This window comes from Priestia sp. GS2 (assembly GCF_036409025.1).
In the GTDB taxonomy this organism is placed as follows: Bacteria; Bacillota; Bacilli; order Bacillales; family Bacillaceae_H; genus Priestia; species Priestia aryabhattai_A.
In genome coordinates, this window is record NZ_JAZGJX010000001.1 from 1254456 (window position 1) to 1276820 (window position 22365).

General features: G+C 36.3%; 26 protein-coding genes, 1 riboswitch and 1 other annotated feature. Of the genes, 13 read left to right on the forward strand and 13 right to left on the reverse strand.

Annotation, left to right across the window (positions count from 1 at the left end; translation table 11 throughout):
• Positions 1 to 2 precede the first annotated feature (2 nt).
• Positions 3 to 1106 (forward strand): citrate synthase/methylcitrate synthase, encoded by a 1104-nt coding sequence (locus tag V2145_RS06500; RefSeq protein ID WP_094910506.1) that lies wholly within the window; start codon positions 3 to 5, stop codon positions 1104 to 1106.
• A gap of 51 nt (positions 1107 to 1157) precedes the next feature.
• Here V2145_RS06500 and V2145_RS06505 read toward each other — a convergent pair whose 3' ends face one another.
• Positions 1158 to 2168, reverse strand: coding sequence for a YeiH family protein (locus V2145_RS06505; RefSeq protein ID WP_094910505.1), 1011 nt, complete (start codon positions 2166 to 2168; stop codon positions 1158 to 1160).
• Between the two features lie 163 nt (positions 2169 to 2331).
• Between V2145_RS06505 and V2145_RS06510 the strand changes: the two genes are divergently transcribed.
• From V2145_RS06510 to V2145_RS06520, 3 genes are all read left to right on the forward strand, one after another.
• Entirely contained in the window at positions 2332 to 3336 is a 1005-nt protein-coding gene (locus V2145_RS06510) for a DUF3231 family protein (protein ID WP_094910504.1), read from the forward strand.
• A gap of 91 nt (positions 3337 to 3427) precedes the next feature.
• On the forward strand, positions 3428 to 4054 hold the full coding sequence (locus V2145_RS06515) for an NUDIX hydrolase (RefSeq protein ID WP_330987424.1): 627 nt from the start codon (positions 3428 to 3430) through the stop codon (positions 4052 to 4054).
• A gap of 13 nt (positions 4055 to 4067) precedes the next feature.
• On the forward strand, positions 4068 to 4817 hold the full coding sequence (locus V2145_RS06520) for an arylamine N-acetyltransferase family protein (protein ID WP_330987425.1): 750 nt from the start codon (positions 4068 to 4070) through the stop codon (positions 4815 to 4817).
• A 71-nt stretch (positions 4818 to 4888) separates the two neighbouring features.
• On the opposite strand, the gene V2145_RS06525 is transcribed toward V2145_RS06520, so the two are convergent.
• Positions 4889 to 5377: a DUF4306 domain-containing protein gene (locus V2145_RS06525; RefSeq protein ID WP_330987426.1), complete on the reverse strand. Its 489-nt coding sequence runs from the start codon at positions 5375 to 5377 to the stop codon at positions 4889 to 4891.
• A gap of 189 nt (positions 5378 to 5566) precedes the next feature.
• Here V2145_RS06525 and V2145_RS06530 point away from each other — a divergent pair, with 189 nt between their 5' ends.
• Complete coding sequence (locus tag V2145_RS06530) at positions 5567 to 6451, forward strand: diacylglycerol/lipid kinase family protein (protein ID WP_330987427.1); 885 nt, start codon at positions 5567 to 5569, stop codon at positions 6449 to 6451.
• Between the two features lie 24 nt (positions 6452 to 6475).
• Here V2145_RS06530 and V2145_RS06535 read toward each other — a convergent pair whose 3' ends face one another.
• Positions 6476 to 7078, reverse strand: coding sequence for a YitT family protein (locus V2145_RS06535; protein WP_094910499.1), 603 nt, complete (start codon positions 7076 to 7078; stop codon positions 6476 to 6478).
• Positions 7079 to 7241: 163 nt separating this feature from the next.
• Between V2145_RS06535 and V2145_RS06540 the strand changes: the two genes are divergently transcribed.
• Positions 7242 to 7685, forward strand: coding sequence for a GNAT family N-acetyltransferase (locus tag V2145_RS06540; protein ID WP_094910498.1), 444 nt, complete (start codon positions 7242 to 7244; stop codon positions 7683 to 7685).
• A gap of 224 nt (positions 7686 to 7909) precedes the next feature.
• On the opposite strand, the gene V2145_RS06545 is transcribed toward V2145_RS06540, so the two are convergent.
• Positions 7910 to 8281 carry a hypothetical protein gene (locus V2145_RS06545; protein WP_330987428.1) on the reverse strand — a complete coding sequence of 124 codons (372 nt, stop codon included), beginning with the start codon at positions 8279 to 8281 and terminating at the stop codon, positions 7910 to 7912.
• Positions 8282 to 8468: 187 nt separating this feature from the next.
• Between V2145_RS06545 and cobT the strand changes: the two genes are divergently transcribed.
• The gene (cobT, locus tag V2145_RS06550) at positions 8469 to 9506 is read left to right on the forward strand and encodes a nicotinate-nucleotide--dimethylbenzimidazole phosphoribosyltransferase (protein ID WP_330987429.1); all 1038 of its coding nucleotides are present in this window, start codon (positions 8469 to 8471) and stop codon (positions 9504 to 9506) included.
• A gap of 35 nt (positions 9507 to 9541) precedes the next feature.
• Here cobT and V2145_RS06555 read toward each other — a convergent pair whose 3' ends face one another.
• Complete coding sequence (locus V2145_RS06555) at positions 9542 to 9685, reverse strand: hypothetical protein (protein WP_165932574.1); 144 nt, start codon at positions 9683 to 9685, stop codon at positions 9542 to 9544.
• A 293-nt stretch (positions 9686 to 9978) separates the two neighbouring features.
• Here V2145_RS06555 and V2145_RS06560 point away from each other — a divergent pair, with 293 nt between their 5' ends.
• The gene (locus V2145_RS06560) at positions 9979 to 10644 is read left to right on the forward strand and encodes an FHA domain-containing protein (protein WP_094910496.1); all 666 of its coding nucleotides are present in this window, start codon (positions 9979 to 9981) and stop codon (positions 10642 to 10644) included.
• 64 nt (positions 10645 to 10708) lie between these two features.
• Here V2145_RS06560 and V2145_RS06565 read toward each other — a convergent pair whose 3' ends face one another.
• A complete protein-coding gene (locus V2145_RS06565; RefSeq protein WP_094910495.1) occupies positions 10709 to 11452 on the reverse strand; it encodes a class I SAM-dependent methyltransferase in 744 nt (247 codons plus the stop codon).
• Positions 11453 to 11661: 209 nt separating this feature from the next.
• Complete coding sequence (locus V2145_RS06570; protein ID WP_094910494.1) at positions 11662 to 12126, reverse strand: DinB family protein; 465 nt, start codon at positions 12124 to 12126, stop codon at positions 11662 to 11664.
• 203 nt (positions 12127 to 12329) lie between these two features.
• Positions 12330 to 12584, forward strand: a binding site (T-box leader).
• A gap of 62 nt (positions 12585 to 12646) precedes the next feature.
• On the opposite strand from V2145_RS06570, the gene V2145_RS06575 reads away from it, so the two are divergent.
• Positions 12647 to 13987 (forward strand): sodium-dependent transporter, encoded by a 1341-nt coding sequence (locus V2145_RS06575; protein ID WP_094910493.1) that lies wholly within the window; start codon positions 12647 to 12649, stop codon positions 13985 to 13987.
• A 50-nt stretch (positions 13988 to 14037) separates the two neighbouring features.
• On the opposite strand, the gene V2145_RS06580 is transcribed toward V2145_RS06575, so the two are convergent.
• The gene (locus tag V2145_RS06580; protein WP_094910492.1) at positions 14038 to 14313 is read right to left on the reverse strand and encodes an AbrB/MazE/SpoVT family DNA-binding domain-containing protein; all 276 of its coding nucleotides are present in this window, start codon (positions 14311 to 14313) and stop codon (positions 14038 to 14040) included.
• A gap of 310 nt (positions 14314 to 14623) precedes the next feature.
• Between V2145_RS06580 and rpsN the strand changes: the two genes are divergently transcribed.
• The gene (gene rpsN / locus V2145_RS06585; protein WP_311857553.1) at positions 14624 to 14893 is read left to right on the forward strand and encodes a 30S ribosomal protein S14; all 270 of its coding nucleotides are present in this window, start codon (positions 14624 to 14626) and stop codon (positions 14891 to 14893) included.
• A 29-nt stretch (positions 14894 to 14922) separates the two neighbouring features.
• Here the strand turns inward: rpsN and V2145_RS06590 are convergent, their stop codons facing one another.
• Positions 14923 to 17325: an SH3 domain-containing protein gene (locus V2145_RS06590; RefSeq protein ID WP_330987430.1), complete on the reverse strand. Its 2403-nt coding sequence runs from the start codon at positions 17323 to 17325 to the stop codon at positions 14923 to 14925.
• A 423-nt stretch (positions 17326 to 17748) separates the two neighbouring features.
• On the opposite strand from V2145_RS06590, the gene V2145_RS06595 reads away from it, so the two are divergent.
• Positions 17749 to 18315: a GrpB family protein gene (locus tag V2145_RS06595; protein ID WP_179289207.1), complete on the forward strand. Its 567-nt coding sequence runs from the start codon at positions 17749 to 17751 to the stop codon at positions 18313 to 18315.
• 36 nt (positions 18316 to 18351) lie between these two features.
• On the opposite strand, the gene V2145_RS06600 is transcribed toward V2145_RS06595, so the two are convergent.
• The 3 genes from V2145_RS06600 to V2145_RS06610 all read right to left on the reverse strand — a co-directional run bounded on the left by V2145_RS06600 (position 18352) and on the right by V2145_RS06610 (position 19888).
• Positions 18352 to 19035, reverse strand: a complete 684-nt coding sequence (locus tag V2145_RS06600) for a DUF4397 domain-containing protein (RefSeq protein WP_094910488.1) — start codon at positions 19033 to 19035, stop codon at positions 18352 to 18354.
• A 139-nt stretch (positions 19036 to 19174) separates the two neighbouring features.
• Entirely contained in the window at positions 19175 to 19465 is a 291-nt protein-coding gene (locus V2145_RS06605) for a hypothetical protein (protein ID WP_094910487.1), read from the reverse strand.
• Positions 19466 to 19594: 129 nt separating this feature from the next.
• A complete protein-coding gene (locus V2145_RS06610) occupies positions 19595 to 19888 on the reverse strand; it encodes a putative quinol monooxygenase (protein ID WP_094910486.1) in 294 nt (97 codons plus the stop codon).
• 176 nt (positions 19889 to 20064) lie between these two features.
• On the opposite strand from V2145_RS06610, the gene V2145_RS06615 reads away from it, so the two are divergent.
• Complete coding sequence (locus tag V2145_RS06615) at positions 20065 to 20379, forward strand: ArsR/SmtB family transcription factor (RefSeq protein ID WP_094910485.1); 315 nt, start codon at positions 20065 to 20067, stop codon at positions 20377 to 20379.
• A gap of 42 nt (positions 20380 to 20421) precedes the next feature.
• Here the strand turns inward: V2145_RS06615 and V2145_RS06620 are convergent, their stop codons facing one another.
• Positions 20422 to 20784 (reverse strand): CHY zinc finger protein, encoded by a 363-nt coding sequence (locus V2145_RS06620; RefSeq protein WP_094910484.1) that lies wholly within the window; start codon positions 20782 to 20784, stop codon positions 20422 to 20424.
• A 155-nt stretch (positions 20785 to 20939) separates the two neighbouring features.
• Between V2145_RS06620 and V2145_RS06625 the strand changes: the two genes are divergently transcribed.
• Positions 20940 to 22004, forward strand: coding sequence for an undecaprenyldiphospho-muramoylpentapeptide beta-N-acetylglucosaminyltransferase (locus V2145_RS06625; RefSeq protein ID WP_094910483.1), 1065 nt, complete (start codon positions 20940 to 20942; stop codon positions 22002 to 22004).
• Positions 22005 to 22139: 135 nt separating this feature from the next.
• A riboswitch (cyclic di-AMP (ydaO/yuaA leader) is annotated at positions 22140 to 22288 on the forward strand.
• Positions 22289 to 22365 lie beyond the last annotated feature (77 nt).

Consider the following 22365-nt stretch of genomic DNA (forward strand, 5'->3'; position numbering starts at 1 on the left):
TAATGACATATGTAAAAGGTTTAGAAGGAATTGTAGCAGCTGAAACAAAAGTTGGGCATGTTGATGGAGATAAAGGTCAGCTAATTTACCGTGGATATTGGGCAAAAGATTTAGCAATTAACTATACATTTGAAGAAGTAGCTTATTTGATTTGGAACGGACAGTTACCAAATCATGAACAGCTTAATGAATTTAAAGAAGAGATGAAAGCGCATCGAGTATTACCTAAAAATATCGTAGCTTTAATGGATTGTCTACCTAGAGATACAGAAGTAATGAGTGCTCTTCGTACATGCATTTCAGCACTGGGGGATCCATCTTACAGTTGGCCGCCTACAAAAAATCAAGCGGTTGCATTAACTGCAGTTACGCCAACTATTATTGCTTACTGGTATCGTAAAATGAATGATTTAGAAGTGGTGGAGCCGAATGAGAATTTAGATCACGTGGCTAACTATTTGTATATGATTACAGGAGAAGTACCGGATTCAAGCCTTGTTAAAGCATTGAGCGCTTATTTTGTACTTACTATTGAGCATGGTATGAACGCATCAACATTTTCTTCACGCGTGGTAGCGTCAACCGAATCAGACATGGTCTCTGCGATTTGTGGAGCGATTGGTGCAATGAAAGGACCTTTACATGGCGGTGCTCCTTCTGGTGTTATTAGTATGTTTCAAGAAATTGGGTCTCCAGAAAACATTGAAACTTGGGTGCGACAGAAGCTTGAGAAAAAAGAGAAAATTATGGGCTTTGGACATCGTGTTTACAGAACTCATGATCCTAGAGCAGAAGCTTTAAAAGAAGTTTCCAAACAAATATCAAATGATAACGAATGGTTTGATTTTATTGTGAAAATTGAAGATACAACCATTCGATTGTTAAATGAATATAAGCCAGGAAGAAAGATTTACACGAATGTGGAATATTTTGCTGCAGCTGTTATGAAAGCAGTAGAGCTTCCAGCAGATTTGTTTACGCCAACATTTACGGCAAGTCGACTGGTTGGATGGACTGCACACGTACTTGAACAGTCAGAAGATAATCGGATTTATCGTCCACAGTCATCTTATATTGGTTATACTCCAGTTGAACAAAAACAATAAACAATCGAATCAAAAAGAAGCGGCTGTTGAAGAGTCGCTTCTTTTTGTGAATTAAATCATCACTAGTGTAATAGTTGATAGAAGCAATGAGGTAATGATAATTGCTATTAGTGGTCGAGCAGATTTGAAACATAACGTTTTAATGTTAACGTTTAATCCTAGACCAACCATTGCCATTGTTAAAAGGAACGTAGTTAAGGTAGGAATGGTGCTCACTATTGCATTAGGAATGTATACATATCTTTCTAAAATATAGCTATTGAAAATGCTCATTAAGAGAAAGCCCACTAAGAACCAAGGGAATTTAATGACAGTTGATGTCTCTTGTTTTTCCTTCCTTTTCATAAATAAAACAAACAAACAGCTAAGTGGAATTAACCATAGAACTCTGCCAAGTTTAGCTATAATAGCAAGTGATAGAGCTTCTTGGCCGGCAGGCATAGCAGCAAGGGTTACATGAGCGATTTCGTGTAAACTCATGCCAGACCATATTCCGTACTCTTCAGGAGAAAGGTCTAAAATTGACTGAAGAAAAGGGTAGGCAATGGAGAGAATGCTTCCAATTAGCGCAATAATCCCAACACTTATTGCAATGTCTTCTTCTTTTGATTTTAAAATAGGCGAAACGGCCCCAATGGCGGCTGCTCCGCATACGCCTGTTCCTACACCGAGTAATAATAAAATGGCCAAATCTGCTTTTAGCCATTTTCCAATCAGTAACATACAGGTAATTGATAAGATAATAACCAATGCATCTTTGAAAAAAATACCAATCCCTACGGCAAATATTTGATCAATCTGAAGCTGAAGACCATATAAGATAATAGCACCACGAAGTAAAAACGTAGATGCAAATTTAATGCCTGGCTTAAATTGAGTGGGATACCCAATGTAGTTACGATAAATAATTGCAATCAATAGTGCACAAGCAAGGGGACCTATCATTTGAAAAATTGAGAGAGATGCAAGTAAATATCCTCCTATTGCAACAGCAAAAGTAAAAGTAAGACCACCGGTATATGCCAAAAAACGTCCATTTTTTATAAAATTATTTCTATTCATGTTTTTTCACTCCAATATCATTTATACTTCTTCAGCTTAAAGGAAATTTAATTATTAGTGAAATATTGTTATTTTATTTCAATCATTAATATTTTTAATGATAAGTTCAGGATTTACATAATATGTTTTTCTTTGCTTCATACTATGACGTAGAGGTGACGTTATGGATAACAATGGAAGAGTTGTAACACTAACATCAGGGGAAGTGGGCTCTTTATGGGAAGGGTATATTGGTGAAACAATGCTCTTATGCGTAATGAAACACTTTTCACAACATGTATACGATGGGAATGTAAAAGGAATTTTAACAAAAAATACCGACCTTTTGCACGCTCGAATTGCACGTTATCAGCTAATTTTTGAGCAAGAGAAAATGATAGCTCCAGCAGGTTTTAGTGAAGCAGATGTTTTTTTGAATGCTCCGCGAATGTTTTCAGATAAGTTTTACTTATTCTATTTAAAGGAAATGGCCAGAGGCTCAATTATACAATATTCAGATGCGCTATTTGGTTCGCATCGCCGCGATATGAGAGAGTTTTTTATTCAAAACATGAACGAGTATATAGACATTTTTCACGATACGATTGAATATTTGTTGGAAAAGGGAATTGTTATTCGAACACCGAGTATCCCTATTCCTAGTAAAATAGAGTTTGTTGAAAGCGAATCGTTTTTAGGAAAGCTGCGAGGAAAGCAGCGTCCCATTACAGCACAAGAAATTAAAGCCGTGTATGTGAACTTAGATACGAATATGCTTGGAAAGTCTTTAATGATTGCGTTTAGCCAAGCGGCTGAATCAGATGACTTAAGAGAATATTTAGTGCGAGGCCGAAAGATTGCTCACAAGCATATTGAACTGTTTATCAATTTATTGACGGATGAAGACCTTCCCTCACCACAGCTATGGGATCCGGAAGTCTCTGAGTCTCGAATTGCACCTTTTTCAGATAAATTAATGATGTATCACACAGGCATTGCAAGCACAAACGGACTTTCTAATTATGGAACAGCCCTTTCAAAAGTTGCTCGTAAAGACATTACAATTGACTTCGGTCGATTATCATTAGAAACAGCTAAATTTGCTCTTGATGGCGTGAAAATTAGTATTAAAAAAGGCTGGCTTGAGCAGCCCCCTTTAGCTGCTAATCGTGATTTCCTCTCGAAATAATCAGAGTAAAATAATGTTCATCAGCGCTACAATGGTGTAAGATTATACCAGTGTGGTGCTTTTTTATGATTATAAGTAAAGGAGCGTCGTTATGAAAAATGAAATGTTAAGGATATTTGATGATAACAATCAGTTAATTGGACAAGCATCACGGGCAGAAGTTCATCGACTTGGATATTGGCATGAAACGTTTCACTGTTGGTTTATTAGTCATGAAGCAGCTAAAGACTATATTTATTTACAGCTTAGAAGTCTCGATAAAGAAGATTATCCAGATTTATTTGATATCACTGCTGCAGGACATCTTTTAGTTGACGAGACCGTTGAAGATGGAATTCGAGAAGTTGAAGAAGAACTAGGTGTAAAAGTCAAAAGGGAAGAACTAATTTCAATTGGAAAAATTCACTACGAAGCTTACAAAGAAGAGTTCATAGATAAAGAGATTGCGCATGTGTTTATATACGAAACGCCATATAAAATAAGCGACTATCAGTTACAGTTGGAAGAGGTAGCAGGAATTGTTTGTGTGGATTTTAATCATTTTTACAATTTTTGTTTTGGGAAAACAAATAGTTTTCTTGCCGAAGGATTCATATGCCAGGGCGGTGTGAAGTCTATCTTCAAAGATGACATCACCTACAACAGTTTAGTCCCTCATGAACTTAGTTTTTATCAACAGGTGGCAGAGCGTATTAAACAGTATTTAAATAGAAGATAAGCGAGGAGAAAAAATGGTTCATGTTCAACAATTTTTAGAGCATATTCACGTACATCCACAAACAGATCAAACATTACTATTAAAACACATACATAAGCAATCCGTCCTTACAATTCCTTTTGAGAATCTTGATATTCACTTAAATAAGCCTTTATCAATGAACCCAGAGGAAGTGTTTGATAAAGTTGTACGAAACAAACGCGGCGGGTTATGTTTTGAAACAAACAGCTTATTGTACACAATCTTAACAAAAATTGGGTTTGAAGTAAGGTTGATATCAGGCGCATTTTGGAACGAAACGCAAGAGAGTTGGAACAAAGACTGTACGCATCTCGCGCTCTGTGTAGAGATAAGTGGAAAAAGTTACTTAGCCGATATTGGAATTGGAGGTGGCTTTTTTGAACCTTTACTAATTGAGGACCGATATACGTATAAAGATCATAATGGTGAATATCGAGTGGTAAAGCGTAATGACGAATGGATTGTTCAAGAAAAAAACAATAATTGGCAGGATCTTTTTAAATTTTCTCTTCAATCAAGAAAACTAGAAGACTTTTATGGTGCCTGCAGGTATTATGAACAAGATTCAACCTCATTTTTTCGCCAAAAGAAGCTCTGTAGCGTAGCGACTAAGGATGGAAAAATCTCATTGTCATCCAATACGTTGAAAATTACAAACGGACTGAATAAAAGGGAAACAGCTATTAACTCAGAGGGTGAATTTAGAGCAAAGCTAAAAGAATATTTTGATATTGTTCTATAAAAGAAAAGCACAAGGAATCAAAGAATATACTAGGATCCTTGTGCTTTTTTATCTAAGTAAGGAACAAAAGGTTATGAAGATAAGAAAGGGATTTTGTGAGTTTTTAAATACTTTAAACCATAGTAAAAGCTGAAAATTAACACAAACGACCCGGTTGTTAAGCAAGTTTTCATAAGCGATCCTGCTCCTACAGTCGGACTTGCCGATAGTTTATACCCAAGGGAAAACAGCAGCATTGCTAGTATAAATAAACAAAAACTCATATATGAACAGCGGTTCTTAAAAGCAACAAATAACAGGAGAGTAAGTAAGTATAAGCCGCTCGTAAGCATCATTATAGGGAAAAATGGGTAAAATTTAGCCGCATAAATAAAATAATCCACTTGTGAAATGTCGTATCCTGATTGAATAGATGAACTAGCAACAGAAGTGTACTTTGCTGAGTCTCCCCATTCAAATGAATCATCAATTAAGTTGGAACCCTCATACCATGTTGCAGCTATTGATAAAAGAAATATGAAACAAGCTGCAAATAGCTGAGTCATATATTTAATTGACATAAATTACTTCATCTCCTTCAGATAATGCCATGCTCTAGGAAAACATTATATCAGCTTTTAGAAGAAGAATATTTTATTTTACAGAGTGTCATAAAACGTTCAAAATTCACATTAGGAAAAGTTGATGTTTCAATTTAATAAAGATAGGGGAACAATGACAAATAAACGTCATGTATAGGAGAGACAAACATGAAAATAGCAGTTATCTTAAACCCAAACGCAGGTAATAAAAAATTAATTGAGTCCATTGACCTTATTTGTAATAGATTGAGAACAATTTTTTCAGAGGTAAAGCTATATGAAACCGAAGCCCCAGGTCAGGGGAGAGAAATTGTAAAAGAAATTGCTTCTGATGTAGATGTTATTGTTGGAGCTGGAGGAGACGGAACTATTTATGAACTAATAAATGCACTTGCCCCTCTTGAACGGCGACCTATCTTTGCAATTCTTCCAGGAGGAACATGCAATGATTTTTCTCGTGCAATTGGTATGAATCAAAATCCATTGAAAGCAGTAGAGCAAATTATTGAGCAAAAGAAAACAGCGGTTGATATCGGCCAGCATAATCAACAGTACTTTTTGAATTTCTGGGGAATCGGTCTTGTAGCAGACGTTTCTGAAAACATTTTAGAAGATGGGAAAGAAAAGTTTGGCAAGCTCTCATATTATATGAGTGTGGGTAGAACGATTAGTCAAGTAGAACCTTTTGAAGTAAAAGTTGATAGTGATGAAACAACGTATGAGGGTGAAGCAGTAATGGTTTTAATTGGAAATGGCCCTTTCCTTGGTGGAAACAGGGCTGTTTTAGGAAATTGTTCGTTTCAAGATGGTCTTTTAGATGTATATGTGGTCAAACAAATGGCTCTTGAACCTCTCATCAAATGGCTTCAAACAGCGCCTGGAGAAGAGCAGATGGACCCAACAAGTCAACTATTACATTTTAAAACAAAACGAGTAACGATTGAGGCTACTCCACAGAAGACTGTAGACTGTGATGGCGAAAAAGAAACAGCTACGCCCGCAACAATTTCGGTTCTTCCTCATCATTTAGATATGTATGTTGGTAATATGTAAAGCGCCTGTAGCTGGCGCTTTTTATTATGGTATCCATTTCTTTGAAGTGAAGGTAATAATCATAAAGCTGCTCATCATGATGACAATCATCGAGTAGCAAAAAGCCGTAAAACCTACGATATGTAAGCCGATAAGCATAATTAAGCTGTCCAATAGAAAAATAACGAGGCCAATATTAATCGGCCATTTTGTTGAAATGATCAAAGCGATAAGATCAAGTCCATCTGAGCTGACTTCATATCGAAGCATTAAACCGATTCCCATACCAATTAGCACGCCTCCAATTATGGAACTAAAAAGTAAAGGTATTTCCATACTTCCATCAAAAACATTGAGCTTTTCTGTCATAAAAAAAGAAAAGAGTAGCCCAACGCTTCCATAAAAAAAATGTTTGCGATGGTAAAAAAAAGCGTAAATAAAAACAGGGATATTAACTATTAAAATAGATATGCCGATTGGTAAACCAATCATGTAATAAATAACTAAGCCCAAGCCGATAAGTCCACCATCTAATAAATGATGGGGTGCAATAAATCCGTTAAGTCCTAAGCCGATTAATAAACTACCACAAAAAATGACGACTGCACGAGTAAAAATAATCCTCACCCTATATAAAAAGTTATTCATTATTTGTTAAAAAGCTAGTACATTGATAATATATGGGAAGTTTGTCCAGTGTATGCCTTTCTTTAGAGAGATTATTAATCTATCAGATTGTTCTGTAAAATATCCAATTTATGCTATAATAAATAGTTGGATTTTCATACTATTTAACTAGAGGAGTGAGCATATGGTCGTTATTAGACGTGTAGTTGAAAAAGATGTTGAACGACTAGCAACGTTGATGAAAGAATATATTGTTGATTTTTACCATCAGCCTGAACCCCCACGAAAAGAGATAGTTTCTCATATTGAGTTAGTATTAGCTGATCCATCAAAAGGAGTTCAATACGTAGCCGAGGAACAAAATCGCTTACTTGGTTTTGCAACCATTTATGTAACTTTCAGCACACTAAAGCTAAAGAAAACAGCCATTTTAAATGATTTGTACGTCTTGCCAATGAATCGCGGAAATAAAGTAGGAGAAAAGTTATTCCAGACATGTGAAACGTACGTAAAAGAACATGATTTAGTGGGGTTGTCTTGGGAAACAGCCACTGATAATGAAGTTGCTCAGAACTTTTATGAGAAAATGGGCGGGGAAAAATCAAGATGGCTACATTATGAAAAATAATCGATTATTGCAATTTATAAACAAATTATGGTATAGTATGGAAATGGATGAGGTTGTACGTTAGTTGTTATGAAAGGAAAGGAGAAACTTACGAATTGAAGAGCAATCCAATTGTACATATGTGGAAACTTTTAACCGCGATTGGCGGGTTTCTCGTTGCTTTCTTTCTTTTTAAAGTTCGCAAAGGTAAGTAACAGATATATGAGTAAAAAGCACGATTTCGTTTATGAAATCGTGCTTTTTTGAGTTGAGGGAAATGGCATGCTAATTTTATCATGGATAGAATTCTTGTAAGAATGGTAAGTGAAAAAATCTCCTGTGGACTGCTGTATCGACATGTACAGCAAATAGCTATCTTTTGTCTCCATATAATAACTAGCACTGTCCAGCTTAAGGGAATAAAAACAATAATTGAAGTTAAGCAAGGATTGTTTTTGGATATGGGTTCCAGGATGCTCCTTTACCCACTCATATAGCTCAAAAACAGTGGTACAATCAGTAGATAACATTACTTTTGCTTTTTGTTGAATTTCATTAGCAGCGTTAGTGACTGAATCTTTAAGTTGTTTAACAAAAGAGGAGAGTTGTTCTTTCACATTTTTCTTCCTTTCTTATTTAGCCTTTCCTATAAATTGTGTTGAAAAAAGGGTTTATATACACTGGCTATTTATAAAGGAAGTGGAGTAGTTGTGCTGTAACAAGAGACATGCAAAAAATATAGCCAATCTAATTTAGTATTTGATAAAGTAAGGAATATAGAAAAAATAAGGAGTGTACAACATTTTGACAAGCATACAAATTCAGCCCTTAGACGTTAAAGCGGCAGAAGCAGCAGCAAAGTATATAGACACGTTAACAAAGCCTCAAGGAAGTTTAGGAAGGTTAGAAGAGCTAGCAATTAATTTGGCTGGCATTACACAAGAGACCTTTCCAACCGTTACACCGCCTGGAGTACTGGTATTTGCAGCTGATCACGGAGTTGTTGAAGAGGGAGTTTCGGCGTTCCCGCAAAGCGTAACGGCTCAAATGGCGCTTAACTTTTTAGCAGGAGGAGCGGCAATTAACGTATTTAGTAAACAAATTGGAGCTCAATTCCAGCTTGTGGATATTGGGATTGCCTCTTCAGTTCAACACAGTGAGCTTTCGTGCCAAAAAGTTAGAACGGGTACGCGTAATTTTTGCAAAGAGCATGCAATGACAAGAAATGAAGTAGAAAAAGCGATTGAAATAGGTATAAATGAAGCAACAAATCTAATTAAAAAAGGAATAAAATGCTTAATTGTTGGAGAAATGGGAATTGGTAACACTACTTCTAGCACGGCTTTACTAGCTGCTTTAACAAGTCATAAAGTAGACGAGCTAGTCGGCAGCGGTACAGGAATCAATTCTCAACAACTAAAGCATAAAATAAAAAAAATTGAGCAGGCATTAGAGAATAGACAATATGATGTCAGGGATCCAATTGCCATTTTGGCAGCTTTTGGAGGGCTTGAGATTGCAGGAATGGTTGGTGCAATGTTGGCAGCAGCTTCACATCGAATACCAATCATTGTGGACGGGTTTATTTGTACCACAGCGGCAGTGTTTGCTGTCCAAATGAATGAATTGGCTTCCAATTATATGTTTGCCAGTCATCAATCTGTTGAACCAGGTCATCGATTCGCACTGTCCATTTTAAAAAAAGAACCGTTGTTAAACTTACAGATGCGTCTTGGTGAAGGAAGCGGCGCAGCCATTGCGTTTCCACTTCTTCATTCAGCATGCTTAATGATTACAGAAATGGCGACATTTGCAGATGCCGGTGTTGCAAACAAAGAATAATAAAAAAAGACATACTCAGTATGTCTTTTTTTACATCACCATATATGTAGGTTCAGCATCATAATAGAATAAATTCCATAGCTTATGCCGGTTAATAAAAACGATCCCATAATTAGTAGTACAACAGCAACACGTCTTTTAATGGCTTTAATTTCTTTTTCTTGTGCTACACGGTTCATTTCGTTTCCTCCAGTAACTTGCTTAGAGATAAGATTTGTGAAGGTAATCACATATACATATGCCAAAATAACTAATTATTGTTTATCAAAAATACACTGTAATTTAATTACTGAGTTTAATTATGACTATCCACTTAAACTTTGCTGAAATTATTTACTTGTACAAATTGAACATATATTATAAAAAGAGTGGATAAGTTGATAGTATCGAAAGTAACATACAATCGCAATAAATACGATAATCATAATTACATAACAAAATAAAGAAAATTCTAAAAAAAGAGGTGATGCAGATGAATGGTACACTCATTATTCAGCATGGTGCTCCGTTTGTAAATGGAACGTCTGTCCCTCTTGAACAATCTACTATTGTAGTTGGACGAAAAGGAGATGGATGGTTGCCTGATTTAGCGTTTCAAAGCGCATACATCTCTCGCAAGCACTTTGAAATTATTACTACTGAAAACAACTATCAGCTTATTGATTTAAATAGCAAACATGGTACACAAATAAATGGACAACAGCTTATTCCGACTCACTCATATACACTTCAGCACCAGGATCAAATATCGATTGCAAATGATACAGCTGTCTTAACATTTATTAGCCAAGATATGGATGCAACATTAGATTTAGGTCCACTATTAAATGAAATTCATACACCTAAGCAATACGAGCTTGATCCCGTACTTCAAAAGATTAAAGTGAAAGATGAAGTATATGTATTATCAGAGAAGGAATATGCGTGTTTATCGTATTTGCTTCAACAGCACGATAGCTTCGTTTCAAAAGAAATGCTCAAAAAACAAGTATGGCCAGAACGAGTGATGGAAACAAATGATGTATTTGTTAATCCAGAAGAGCTTAATTCTTTGATGTACCGAGTTCGTAAAAAAATAGGAAAAACGCTTGATATTCAGGTAGTACGAGGCAAAGGGTATATGCTTCACTTTAAATAATGTCTTTGTCGCTCTAAAAGCCATGTGGTGAAATACCACATGGCTTTTTGGCTTGTTTGAAACATTAGCTTATTTTTACAGCCTGTACGCGAATAGAGGCTGCCGGCAAGTACCATTCATCGTGTTTAAAAAATGTTTCTTGTAACCTATCTTCAACTCTATTGAAGATAATCTGTTTTGTTTCAGCTGTTATATTCTTGAAAAGAGATGATGCATGTGTATCAAGCCAGTTACGAAGGCCATCTTCGTGCTGCAAAACGAGAGGGTGTGTAAAATAAATAGCGCTTTGAACATGAAATTCATGCTGCTCAAGCAAGGAAGTGTATTCTCCAATACTGGGAAAATAAAAAGGGAGAGAAAAATCAGATGAAATAATATTGAAAACAGCAAGCTGTCGCATTACTTCGTTAAAAACAGGATAGAGATGGTTTTTACCATTAAATTCTGTCACAAAACGTCCTTGCAGTCTAAGTGCACGATAAATATTCTTAATAACAACACTAGGAGGGTGAATAAGGTGAAGCGTGTTTTGGGAAAACACAGCATCAAACTGATCTTCATAGTCTAAATCAAGTGCATTGACGTGCATAAATTGAAGGTGAGGGTAATGATGCTGTGACTGCTCAACCATATTTTCAGACGAATCAATACCTGTTATGTTCACACCTAGAGAACTAAGCTGATTTGCCATGTATCCGTTACCTGAGCCGATTTCTAAGATGTTTTCACCAGCTTGAGGAGAGAGAACGTTCATTACATTTCCACCAAAAGACGAAATAAACGAAGACTGTGAAAGTGTCCGGTTCATATTGATACTGCCTCCTTATTAAAGGTAGTTAGAGAACATGTCGTTCAATCAATACAGCTTAAGGAGAAAGATACGCAAGGAACAATTGATTGATTAGTAAAATTATATCATAATTCTGACAAAATAGAACGGACCTTCTATCTTTATTTACAAGCCGTTCTTTTTTAAAAAAAGAGCGTAATTGACTGTTAGTCAATTACGCTGCTGAATTATCCCCACTTTACAAATAGAGGTAGGTCTGTGTGTCCCATTTCTCGAACATATACAAACAAGTTACCTTTGTGATGAATTTCATGATCAATTGCCATTGACACTAATTGGCTTGCAGGCATTTTTTGACCGAATACCGCAGAAGTATCAATAATGCGGTTTAACTGATCATCTGTTAAAGAAGCTAAGATTTCTTTTGTTTTTTCAGTATAATGAGAAGCTAATTCTGATAAGTTTTTCTGTTCAATATTATGCTTTTCTTCTAAAGGGGTAAGATTGCCTTCTTGTGCTATTTTGGCAAATGTATAAAAAGAAGTAAGCATATGTGTAGTGAGCTTATATGCTGACATAGATGTCGGTGTTGGTTGATAATCATAATGGTGTTCTTCAATTTTATCAATCAACATATTTGTTACGTTACGATGAGCTAAAAAATGATGTAAAAGGCGCTGAGACGCAGACATTATTACCACTCCTAATATGTAAATTCTTACTACATAACCAGTATACCATCATGATTAGATAAGGCAAAAACATATGCATAAAATGACGAATCTTGTAGAAAAATAGAAAAATAAATAAAAAAATGGTTGACACTCTAAAAAAAAAGACTTATGATACGTATATTATAAATTTTCGAAATAAATTGACTAAATTCTTTAATAGATATTTTGCGTTGATTGGGAGTAGTAAAGGATCTAATTATCACAGAGAGCTGTTGGTTGGTGTGAAGCAGTATAATATGACCTTGAACTCGCCCAGGAGCCCTTAAGATGGAACAGAATTTGCTTCTTACTATATCTTAACGTATAACCTCCGTTATAAGGTTTGTACATGGTGTACAAGTAAAGTGGATGTTAATCGATGGATTAATATCAAAAAGAGTGGTACCGCGGAGGTCAGCTGGCCTAACGTCTCTTATTGTAAAGAGACGTTAGGCCAGCTTTTTTTATTGAAGAAATTTAGAAAGAAAGGAACATCAAGATGAATCAAACAAATCAATGGACATCAAAGTTAGGTTTTATCATGGCAGCAGCAGGTTCAGCAGTTGGAATCGGAGCGATTTGGAAGTTTCCATATGTTGCAGGAACAAGTGGAGGAGGCGCGTTTTTATTAATTTTTTTACTTTTTACGTTATTAATTGGTTTGCCTTTACTATTAGCTGAATTTGTTATTGGACGCAGCACACAAAAAGATGCTATTTCCGCATATGAAAAAATTGCTCCAGGAACGGCTTGGGTATGGATAGGGCGTCTAGGAGTTATTACAAGTTTCATCATTTTATCATTTTATAGCGTTGTTGGTGGTTGGATTGTACTATATCTATACAGAAGCGTTACAAATCAATTAGTAGGTTCAACAGATGATTACGCAGCCTTATTTAACAATACAATTTCCAGCTCTTTTTCACCTGTCATAGGACAATTAATCTTCATGATTATTACGATTATAGTCGTTGCTAAAGGTGTTCAAAATGGAATTGAAAAAGCAAACAAATACATGTTTCCAGCACTATTTATTTTATTTATTGCATTAATTATTCGTTCATTAACATTAGATGGCGCGATGGAAGGTGTAGCATTTTTCTTAAATCCTGATTTTACAAAGCTAACATCTGAAAGCATTTTATATGCTATGGGTCAATCTTTCTTTGCTATTAGTATCGGAATTTCAATCATGGTCACATATAGTTCGTACTTAAGTAAAGAGGAAAGCCTGCAACGTTCAGGTGGAATGATTGTAGGACTAAACATTTTAGTTTCAATTTTTGCAGGGCTAGCAATTTTTCCAGCTGTGTTTTCAATTGGATTGGAGCCCACAGCAGGGCCGGGATTACTATTTAACGTATTACCAGCTGTATTTGAACAAATCCCGTTTGGTGGCTTGTTTTTAACAATCTTTCTAGCGCTATTCTTGTTTGCTACATTAACATCTGCATTTTCTTTACTTGAAACAATTGTAGCAGCAGTAACAAAAGGTAAAAGTGATAAGCGAACGAAGGCGTCTTGGGTTATGGGGATTTTAATCTTTATTGTTGGAGTTCCTTCAGCTCTATCTTTTGGTGTTTTATCAGATATAACGTTTGGTGGCAAAATATTATTCGATGCGCTTGATTATTTAACCCTTAACATCTTAATGCCATTTGGTGCTCTGTTAATCTCATTTTTTGTTTCATATCGCATGGATAAAAAAGCGGTATATGAAGAGTTTACATCGGGCTCCAGAACAGCGCAGCATTTGTTTAAAGCTTGGATGATTTTACTTCGTTACATTATTCCAATTGTTATTATTATTGTGTATTTGCATACGTTTGGCATATTATAAAATAGTAAGTAAAAAGGGAATCGCTACTTAGCGATTCCCTTTCAAATTAATTAAATGTTATGTTGTTTTAACTCTTCTAGTAAACGTTCCATGCCTTCACGGCTTAATGTTAGTTTTCCATCAGCAAGCGTTACGTTGTCAGATGCTACTTCTCCTGTAACTGCACAAGCTCCATTAGGCTCATATTTCTTTAGAATAATGCGATCAGTTTCTACAAAAATTTCTACAGGATCTTTTACATCTATTTCAAGTACACGTCGTAGTTCTTTAGGAATTACAATACGACCTAAATCGTCAACTTTTCTTACAATACCAGTCGATTTCATGTTTTAATCACCTTTACTTTAGAAATATTATTTTTGGAATTTCTACAAATGATTATATACTACAATTCGACAAATAAAAGCGAAGTTATCGAGATGTAAATGAACTGTAATATTATTGAAATGTTTTCTTTATCTATAAACAATACCTAAAAAATGGTAAAAATTTCAAATGCTATTTTGATAAAATAATAAGCTTTTGTGCTTGCGTTCAACCTTTATCTATGTTTTAATATTAAAACTGCTCATAAAATGCAAAATGAAAATCGTAATTATTACTATTTAACTAAAAGTGTGAAAGGATGAATATTCATTGGCTAAAAAATCAAAAGTTGTAAAAGAACATAAACGTCAACAGATGGTAGAAAAATATGCACTTCTTCGACAAGAACTAAAAGAAAAAAGAGACTATGAAGCATTACAAAAATTACCACGTGATTCATCGCCGACTCGTTTAAAGAATCGTTGCCGTGTAACAGGAAGACCGAGAGGGTATTTACGCCAATTCGGAATGTCTCGAATTACATTTCGAGAGTTAGCTTATAAAGGGCAAGTTCCTGGTGTGAAAAAAGCTAGTTGGTAAAAAAACTCTCCCTTATAGGAGAGTTTTTTTTATTTAGTCGCTGCGAAATAACGTGCAATACCTTCTGCAATACCGCGAGAAACTTGTTGCTGATATTGTTCAGTTGCAATGCGGTCTTCTTCAGTTGGGTTCGATACAAACCCAAGTTCAACGAGAACAGAGCGCTTGTTATTATGTTTTAAAACATAGAAATTAGCTTGGTGTGCACCACGATCTCTCATATTTGTATGTTGTACCATACTCTCTTGAATGTATTTTGCAAGTTCTTGATCACGGGCCGAATAGTAATAGGTTTCAATACCAGTAGCAGATGAACTTCCTGCATTATAGTGGATGCTAACGAATGCATCAGCTTCGCTTGCGTTGCTGATTTGCGTTCGCCCATCTAAAGAAATGAAGGTATCATCAGAACGAGTAAATAAAACAGTACCTCCTGCGCTTTCAACTTGTGCTGCTACCAGTTTAGCTGTTCTTAGTGCTAAGTTTTTTTCAAGCTCGTCTTGACCAACGGCTCCTGGATCATGACCACCATGACCTGGGTCAATAACAATTAGCTTCTTTTCTAAACCGGAAGTTGGGTTTGTCACTTCACCTGGTGTTGAAGGTGCTTCAGTACTCGTTAGTCCTTTTGATACCCAAGCTGTTTGAGAACTAGAATATTGAATTTGAACCCAACCATTTGACTCAGTTACTTTATTAAATGATTCCCCAGCTTGTGCTACGCGGAGAATGCTTGCACTTAAACTTGGCTGTGTACGTAAGTTAGCAGCTTTCGTAATCGTAATTTTTTCAGTTGGTTGGTTTGTTTCCGGCTGATTGGATCCTACTTGTAAATATCGATTGGCAACCCATCCAGTTTTACCATCGCTTGTTTTGATCTGCGCCCACTCACCGTTTTCTTTTATTACCGTAACCTTCGCATTGCGCGGCAAGTTGGTAACGATGGAAGCGGAAGTGCTAGCGGCAGAACGAACGTTTAAAGAGCTGGCGTTCACGGTTGCTTGTTTAGAAACGGAAGTGCCGCCATTTTCAGGAGTAGTAGCACTCACCTGTAAATATCGATTAGCCACCCATCCAGTTTTACCATCGCTTGTTTTAATCTGCGCCCACTCGCCGTTTTCTTTGATCACGGTAACCTTCGCATTGCGCGGCAAGTTGGTAATGATGGAAGCAGAAGTGCTAGCGGCAGAACGAACGTTTAAAGAGCTGGCGTTCACGGTTGCTTGTTTGGAAACGGAAGTGCCGCCATTTTCAGGAGTAGTAGCACTCACCTGTAAATATCGATTAGCCACCCATCCAGTTTTACCATCGCTTGTTTTAATCTGCGCCCACTCGCCGTTTTCTTTGATCACGGTAACCTTCGCATTGCGCGGTAAGTTGGTAACGATGGAAGCAGAAGTGCTAGCGGCAGAACGAACGTTTAAAGAGCTCGCATTCACGGTTGCTTGTTTGGAAACGGAAGTGCCGCCACTTTCAGAAGAAGAAGTAGCTCCCATTTGTAAGTACTGTTTAGCAACCCATCCAGTTTTACCATCGCTTGTTTTAATCTGCGCCCACTCACCGTTTTCTTTTATTACCGTAACCTTCGCATTGCGCGGTAAGTTGGTAATGATGGAAGCAGAAGTGCTAGCGGCAGAACGAACGTTTAAAGAGCTCGCATTCACGGTTGCTTGTTTGGAAACGGAAGTGCCGCCACTTTCAGAAGAAGAAGTAGCTCCCATTTGTAAGTATCGATCGGCAACCCATCCAGTTTTACCATCGCTTGTTTTAATCTGCGCCCACTCGCCGTTTTCTTTAATCACGGTAACCTTCGCATTGCGAGGTAAGTTGGTAACGATGGAAGCAGAAGTGCTAGCGGCAGAACGAACGTTTAAAGAGCTTGCATTAACCGTTGCTTGTTTGGAAACGGAAGTGCCGCCACTTTCAGAAGAAGAAGTAGCTCCCATTTGTAAGTATCGATCGGCAACCCATCCAGTTTTACCATCGCTTGTTTTAATCTGCGCCCACTCGCCGTTTTCTTTAATCACGGTAACCTTCGCATTGCGAGGTAAGTTGGTAATGATGGAAGCGGAAGTGCTAGCAGCAGAACGAACGTTTAAAGAGCTCGCGTTAACCGTTGCTTGTTTTGAGACAACATTTGTGGGAGAAGTGGATGATGTTTTTTTCTCTATGTATTCGCTTGATATCCAAGCGTCTTTGCCGTTAAGTTGGATTTTTGCCCATCCTTGTTGTTCTGTTAATACATTAATTGTGTTTCCTTTATACAGTTTGCCAACGATTGCACCACTTGTGCTTGGAAGTGCACGCACGTTTAATGATGTGGCATTCACAGTCGCTGGTTGAGCAGCTTCAGCTTCTAAATTAAAGAAAAGAGCCGAAGAGCTTAGAGCAGCAGTTGTACAAACTGCATACATCATGTGTTTATTATTCATTTTTTCCTCCTTGCATTCTACTAAATTTTCTTAAAAATAAAATGGATTTCAAAGCATATATCGGCAACTTAACCAAAAATTCAAGGTAAAACTATATTTCTCTTAAGTTACCTACATTATCCATGATACTATATGTCGAACAGTGGCGGTATAATGAATTTGTCCTAAACAAATGGAAGATAAAAAGGGCGATTTTTTTATCTTTAACTTTTACTTCATAAAAAAGAAGTATATATGAGCGAATATTAACAAGTAAATGGAGTATTTATTAATAATTTAGTCCACATGGCTCAGAATGAAAATAATCAGTTTTCATAAAATCTTTGAAAGAGAAAATTGTATAAAAATAATTGTTTGAAAATTATTTATTTTTAATCAATTTAATGGTAAATTATAAAGAAAGCTAAAGAGAGGTGGAGACCATTGGTTGAACTTGTGAATTACGAAACAAAATGGCCGGTCCTTTATGCATTTGAAAAAGAAAAGGTAACCTCAATGCTTAAAGACTTTTCAATTGAAGTTCATCATATCGGAAGTACAGCTGTCCCTAATATGTTGTCTTCTCCAATTATTGATGTATTAATAGGTGTTCAACGATCTGAAGATTTAAAATCAGTCATTGAAATATTGCAAAATGGCCCATATGTATATATAGAAGAAAGTAATATATTTATTGCTTTGAAGGATGAGGCTTCTTTGTCGCATTATCCAAAATATATAAAGCAAAATGACTTCTATTGCCAAATACCAAATCATATTCAGCACGCACACCTTTATGTAACAGCCATTAATTCAACGTTTTGGAATGATTGCTTACTGTTCCAAGATCAGTTAAAGCGTAGTGAAAGATTCCAGGAAGGCTATATTGAAATGAAACATAAACTTGCTTCTTCTTATTGGAATGATTCTAGTCAATATAAAGAGGGTAAGCAAGCTTATATTCAATCGTATGTTTCTTCTAAAAACTTACAGTCGGTGAATACGAAATAATAAGCCAGCGCAATTATGCGCTGGCTTATTTAATAGTTATTTTGTATCTTCTAAAATAATGGTTTCAAGTTGGTTTGCAGTATTCACGGCTAAAACCGTATAATTCTTACCGCTTTCTACTTTAGTACCTGGAAGTCCAAGTATTTCTTTGCCATCTGCGGTTGTGACACTTAGATCATAAGCACCAGGAGCAAGAGCCTGGTAGTCAGATACCGTTTTAAATTCTAAATTTGTAAACAGTGGAGCCGCTCCTTTTGGTCCAACATTAACAGCTGGAGCATCAGGTGAAAAGTGAGCAACACGAACGTTTGCTTTATCGGGCGTTCCGACCGTATTGTTGGATATTGCTTTTAGTTCTAACATATTTACTTTGTTAATAGCAGCAATCGTGTAAGACTTTCCACCTTCTACAACAAGCGTTGCTTTTACTACAGGTTCTTTTGTTCCTTTTGTACCAGCTGCATAAACTTCTACTTGATGTGATCCAGCCGGTACTTGTAAAAAGTCCGTAGCATCTTTAAATTTTACACCTTCTACAGCGGGTTTTGTATCTAAGAAGATATCCACTGCAGGCGCATCTGGAGAAGCATGTACAATGCGAACATCAGCATTCTTTGAAGGAGCTGTTTCGTTAGGCTCTTTTGTTTCAGCAGCAAATACGAGTGTGCGACTTATGGCAATCAGCATAATCGCAGTGAGTATAACTAATAGGCGTTTCATGTTCTTTCACTCCTCATTTCGTCTTAAGACAGTTGTATGTAAGGAAACTGTTCAACTATTAGCGTATACAAATTAAAAATAACTATACGAAAAGATGTACTACTTTGCTGGTAAGTAGTACATCTAGATAATGGCTATTTTAGCGATGAGGGCGTAGGAAAAACGTGCGAAATAGTGCAACAACTGCAAGCAACGTGGTTAATCCCCAAGTGAAGATATAGGCTAACCCAAGACCGATGTTTGCGTCTAAATAGTTATGTTTGGATTCGTCGTATAAAGCATAAAGCAAAGGAGCAGAACAAACAAAAAAACTAGCAAGTAGCGCAATGCTTTTCCATGGTTTAGGGCGTCTGATTGTCCAAAATAAGCATAAAAAAGCAACGAATAATAAAAGAAACGTTCCTACTTGTATTACGTTTAAAATAATCATACCGTTAATCACCTTCTTAATAATTGACTATGACTATTATAGGCATAGAACCTGGAAAAAGAAAGGAAAAAAAGCCTAAGTGATCATTCACTTAGACTTTTTGCATTGAATTGAAATCTGTACTTTTCGTCATTCGGGTTTAGAAAATGAAGTTTTTGCTTCTAAAGGAGCTACTAACACGCCATCTTTGGCAAACTGGACGAATGATACAAAGTGCGTAGATTGATTATGAGCTTGAATAGAAGCTTCATCTTTCCACTCTTCAAGCATTACAAATGAATTTTTTTCGAATGCATCTTCAAACAATTGATAGCTTACATTCCCTTCTTCTTCGGTAGAATGTTTAATTAATGTTTGAATAGCTTCTAAAAAAGCATCGCGTTTTGCAGGGTTAATTTTCATATAAGCTTGGATAGTAATCATATTTATTCCTCCTAAAATAAAAAGGTCTCTAGTAGTATTTTAAAACGTTGATGTTGTTAGTTCGAAAATCATCGAACAATCAACACTATAACACTTGAAAAGTAGCCATGCAAGCATTTAGATTTGAAGGTTCTCCCACATTGAAAAGAGGTATAAGAATGTGATACCTTTTACATATGAAAATTCCATATCAACCATCCAAATCAGAAATTCGTTTAACTTCTATCTTACATGCTTTGAGCGATCCCAATCGCTTGCGCATCGTACAGTGTTTAGGGAAAAGAAAGGAGAGTCATTGTTCTTATTATCAGACGCTTAACGTATCAAAATCAACGCTATCCCATCACTTTAAAGTACTTCGCGAAGCAGGAGTTATTAAGGTTAGAATTGAAGGAACACAGCACTTTTACTCGTTGCGAATAGAAGATTTAGAAGAGCTGTTTCCAGGATTACTACCAGCAGTTCTTCATATTAACGAAGAATTGTTATAAAAAGCTGAACAATTAGTTCAGCTTTTCTTAATGGTGGAGTAATTAGACTTCAAAATAGAGGTGAGTGTGCAAACTGCAACCTGGATTAAAATGAGCTTGGCAGTTTGGACATTGTGATTTACAGGATAAGTACTCAGTAACAGTTAACTCATTATGACATACCCCGCATATAATGGCTTTGGTATCAAACAGCTTTTTTGGCCAAACTTTAGCTGAGTGATCTGCTGTTTCTTCGTGACATTTATGACAAGGATAGTAGTCTTTGCAACAATAAAATTTTATTGCAATAATATCTTTATCGGAATGATAATGAACACAACGCGTTTCTTGGTCAATCATTTTTCCTTTAACGTTCTTAATGAAAACCACGCCCTTTTTGAAAACTAAACATGTTGATTGTATCATAAATTTCCGCATCGTTTATATTTTAAACAGTATATATAGATATAAGGTGTTATAATGGATGAGTTAAGCCTGTATCTTTTATATAAAGGCAAGGAATTTTTCAATGAATAGAAAATTAAAAATGACTGAAATGCAGTGTAAAGAGAGGAAATAAGATGAGTAAGAATGTAATCGTATTTACTGGTGGCGGAACGGCTGGTCACGTTACCCCAAATATCGCTATTATGAAAGAGCTAGATAAAGAAAAGTGGGATATTCACTATGTAGGCTCTCATAATGGGATTGAAAAAGAATTAATTACAAACTTAAATATTCCGTACTACCCAATTTCCAGTGGAAAACTTCGTCGATATGTAGATATGGAAAATGTAAAAGATGTTTTTCGAGTAGTTAAGGGAGTAGGAGATGCAAGACGGATTTTAAAGAAGCTAAGGCCATCGCTTGTATTCTCTAAAGGTGGATTTGTAACCGTACCTGTTATCATGGCGGCTAAGTCCCTTAATATTCCTGTATTTATTCACGAGAGTGACTTAACGCCGGGACTGGCAAACAAAATTGCTCAGCGTTTTGCGACAAAAATCTTTACATCATTTGATGAAGCAGCTGCTTATTTCCCGAAAGAAAAAGTTCAGGTTGTGGGCTCGCCAATTCGTCGAGAATTATTTCATGGAAAAGCAAACAACGGTCAAAGTTGGCTTCGTTTTTATGATAAAAAGCCGGTTCTGACAATTATGGGTGGAAGCTTAGGTGCGCGAAAAATCAATGAAGTTGTTCGTGAATCGCTGCCTGAACTTCAGAGGAAATTTCAAATTGTGCACCTGTGTGGAAAAGGAAACGTTGATGAGAGTTTAATGAATATTCCGAGCTACCGCCAGTTGGAGTATGTGAACGAAGAGTTGCCTGATGTATTAGCTGCAACTGATTATGTCATTACGCGCGGAGGATCTAATGCTATTTTCGAATTTCTAGCCCTTCATAAGCCAATGATGATTATTCCTTTATCTAAAGCTCAAAGTAGAGGAGATCAAATTTTGAATGCAAAAGCCTTTCAAAAGAAAGGTTACTGCACGGTTCTAGAAGAAGAGGAAATTACAAAAGAAACATTTTTACAAGAATTAGAACTTCTTCAAAAACAAGCAAGTGAAATGAAGCGTACAATGCGTGAAGCGACAAAAACAGACGCTATCTCTGTCTTAGTGAAAGAGATAAATAGCATTTAAAAAAAAGCCATGATTCTATCGTTGAATCATGGCTTTTTTGTTATGTTTGTATAATAAAAAAGATGGAAAAAATACGTAAAAAAAAGTGTTGACAGTAAATTTTAACAGGAGTAAGATTACTCTCATGAAACGTTCCACCAGTGAACGCTGAACCTTTGCTAGTTCAAGCATAGTAAGCAAAGGACGGAGGAACCAATTTATTGGGGTGAATCTCTTTTTCGAGTAGGGTTATTTCCAGATCCGAATCCGACAGCTAACTTCGTAAGCGTATGGGGAAAGGAAGGTGCATTTGTGGTCGTTTTCTATGACAATAGCAGCTAACAATACTTTTTTCCTGAACGAAATTCAGTGGGAGAGGAGT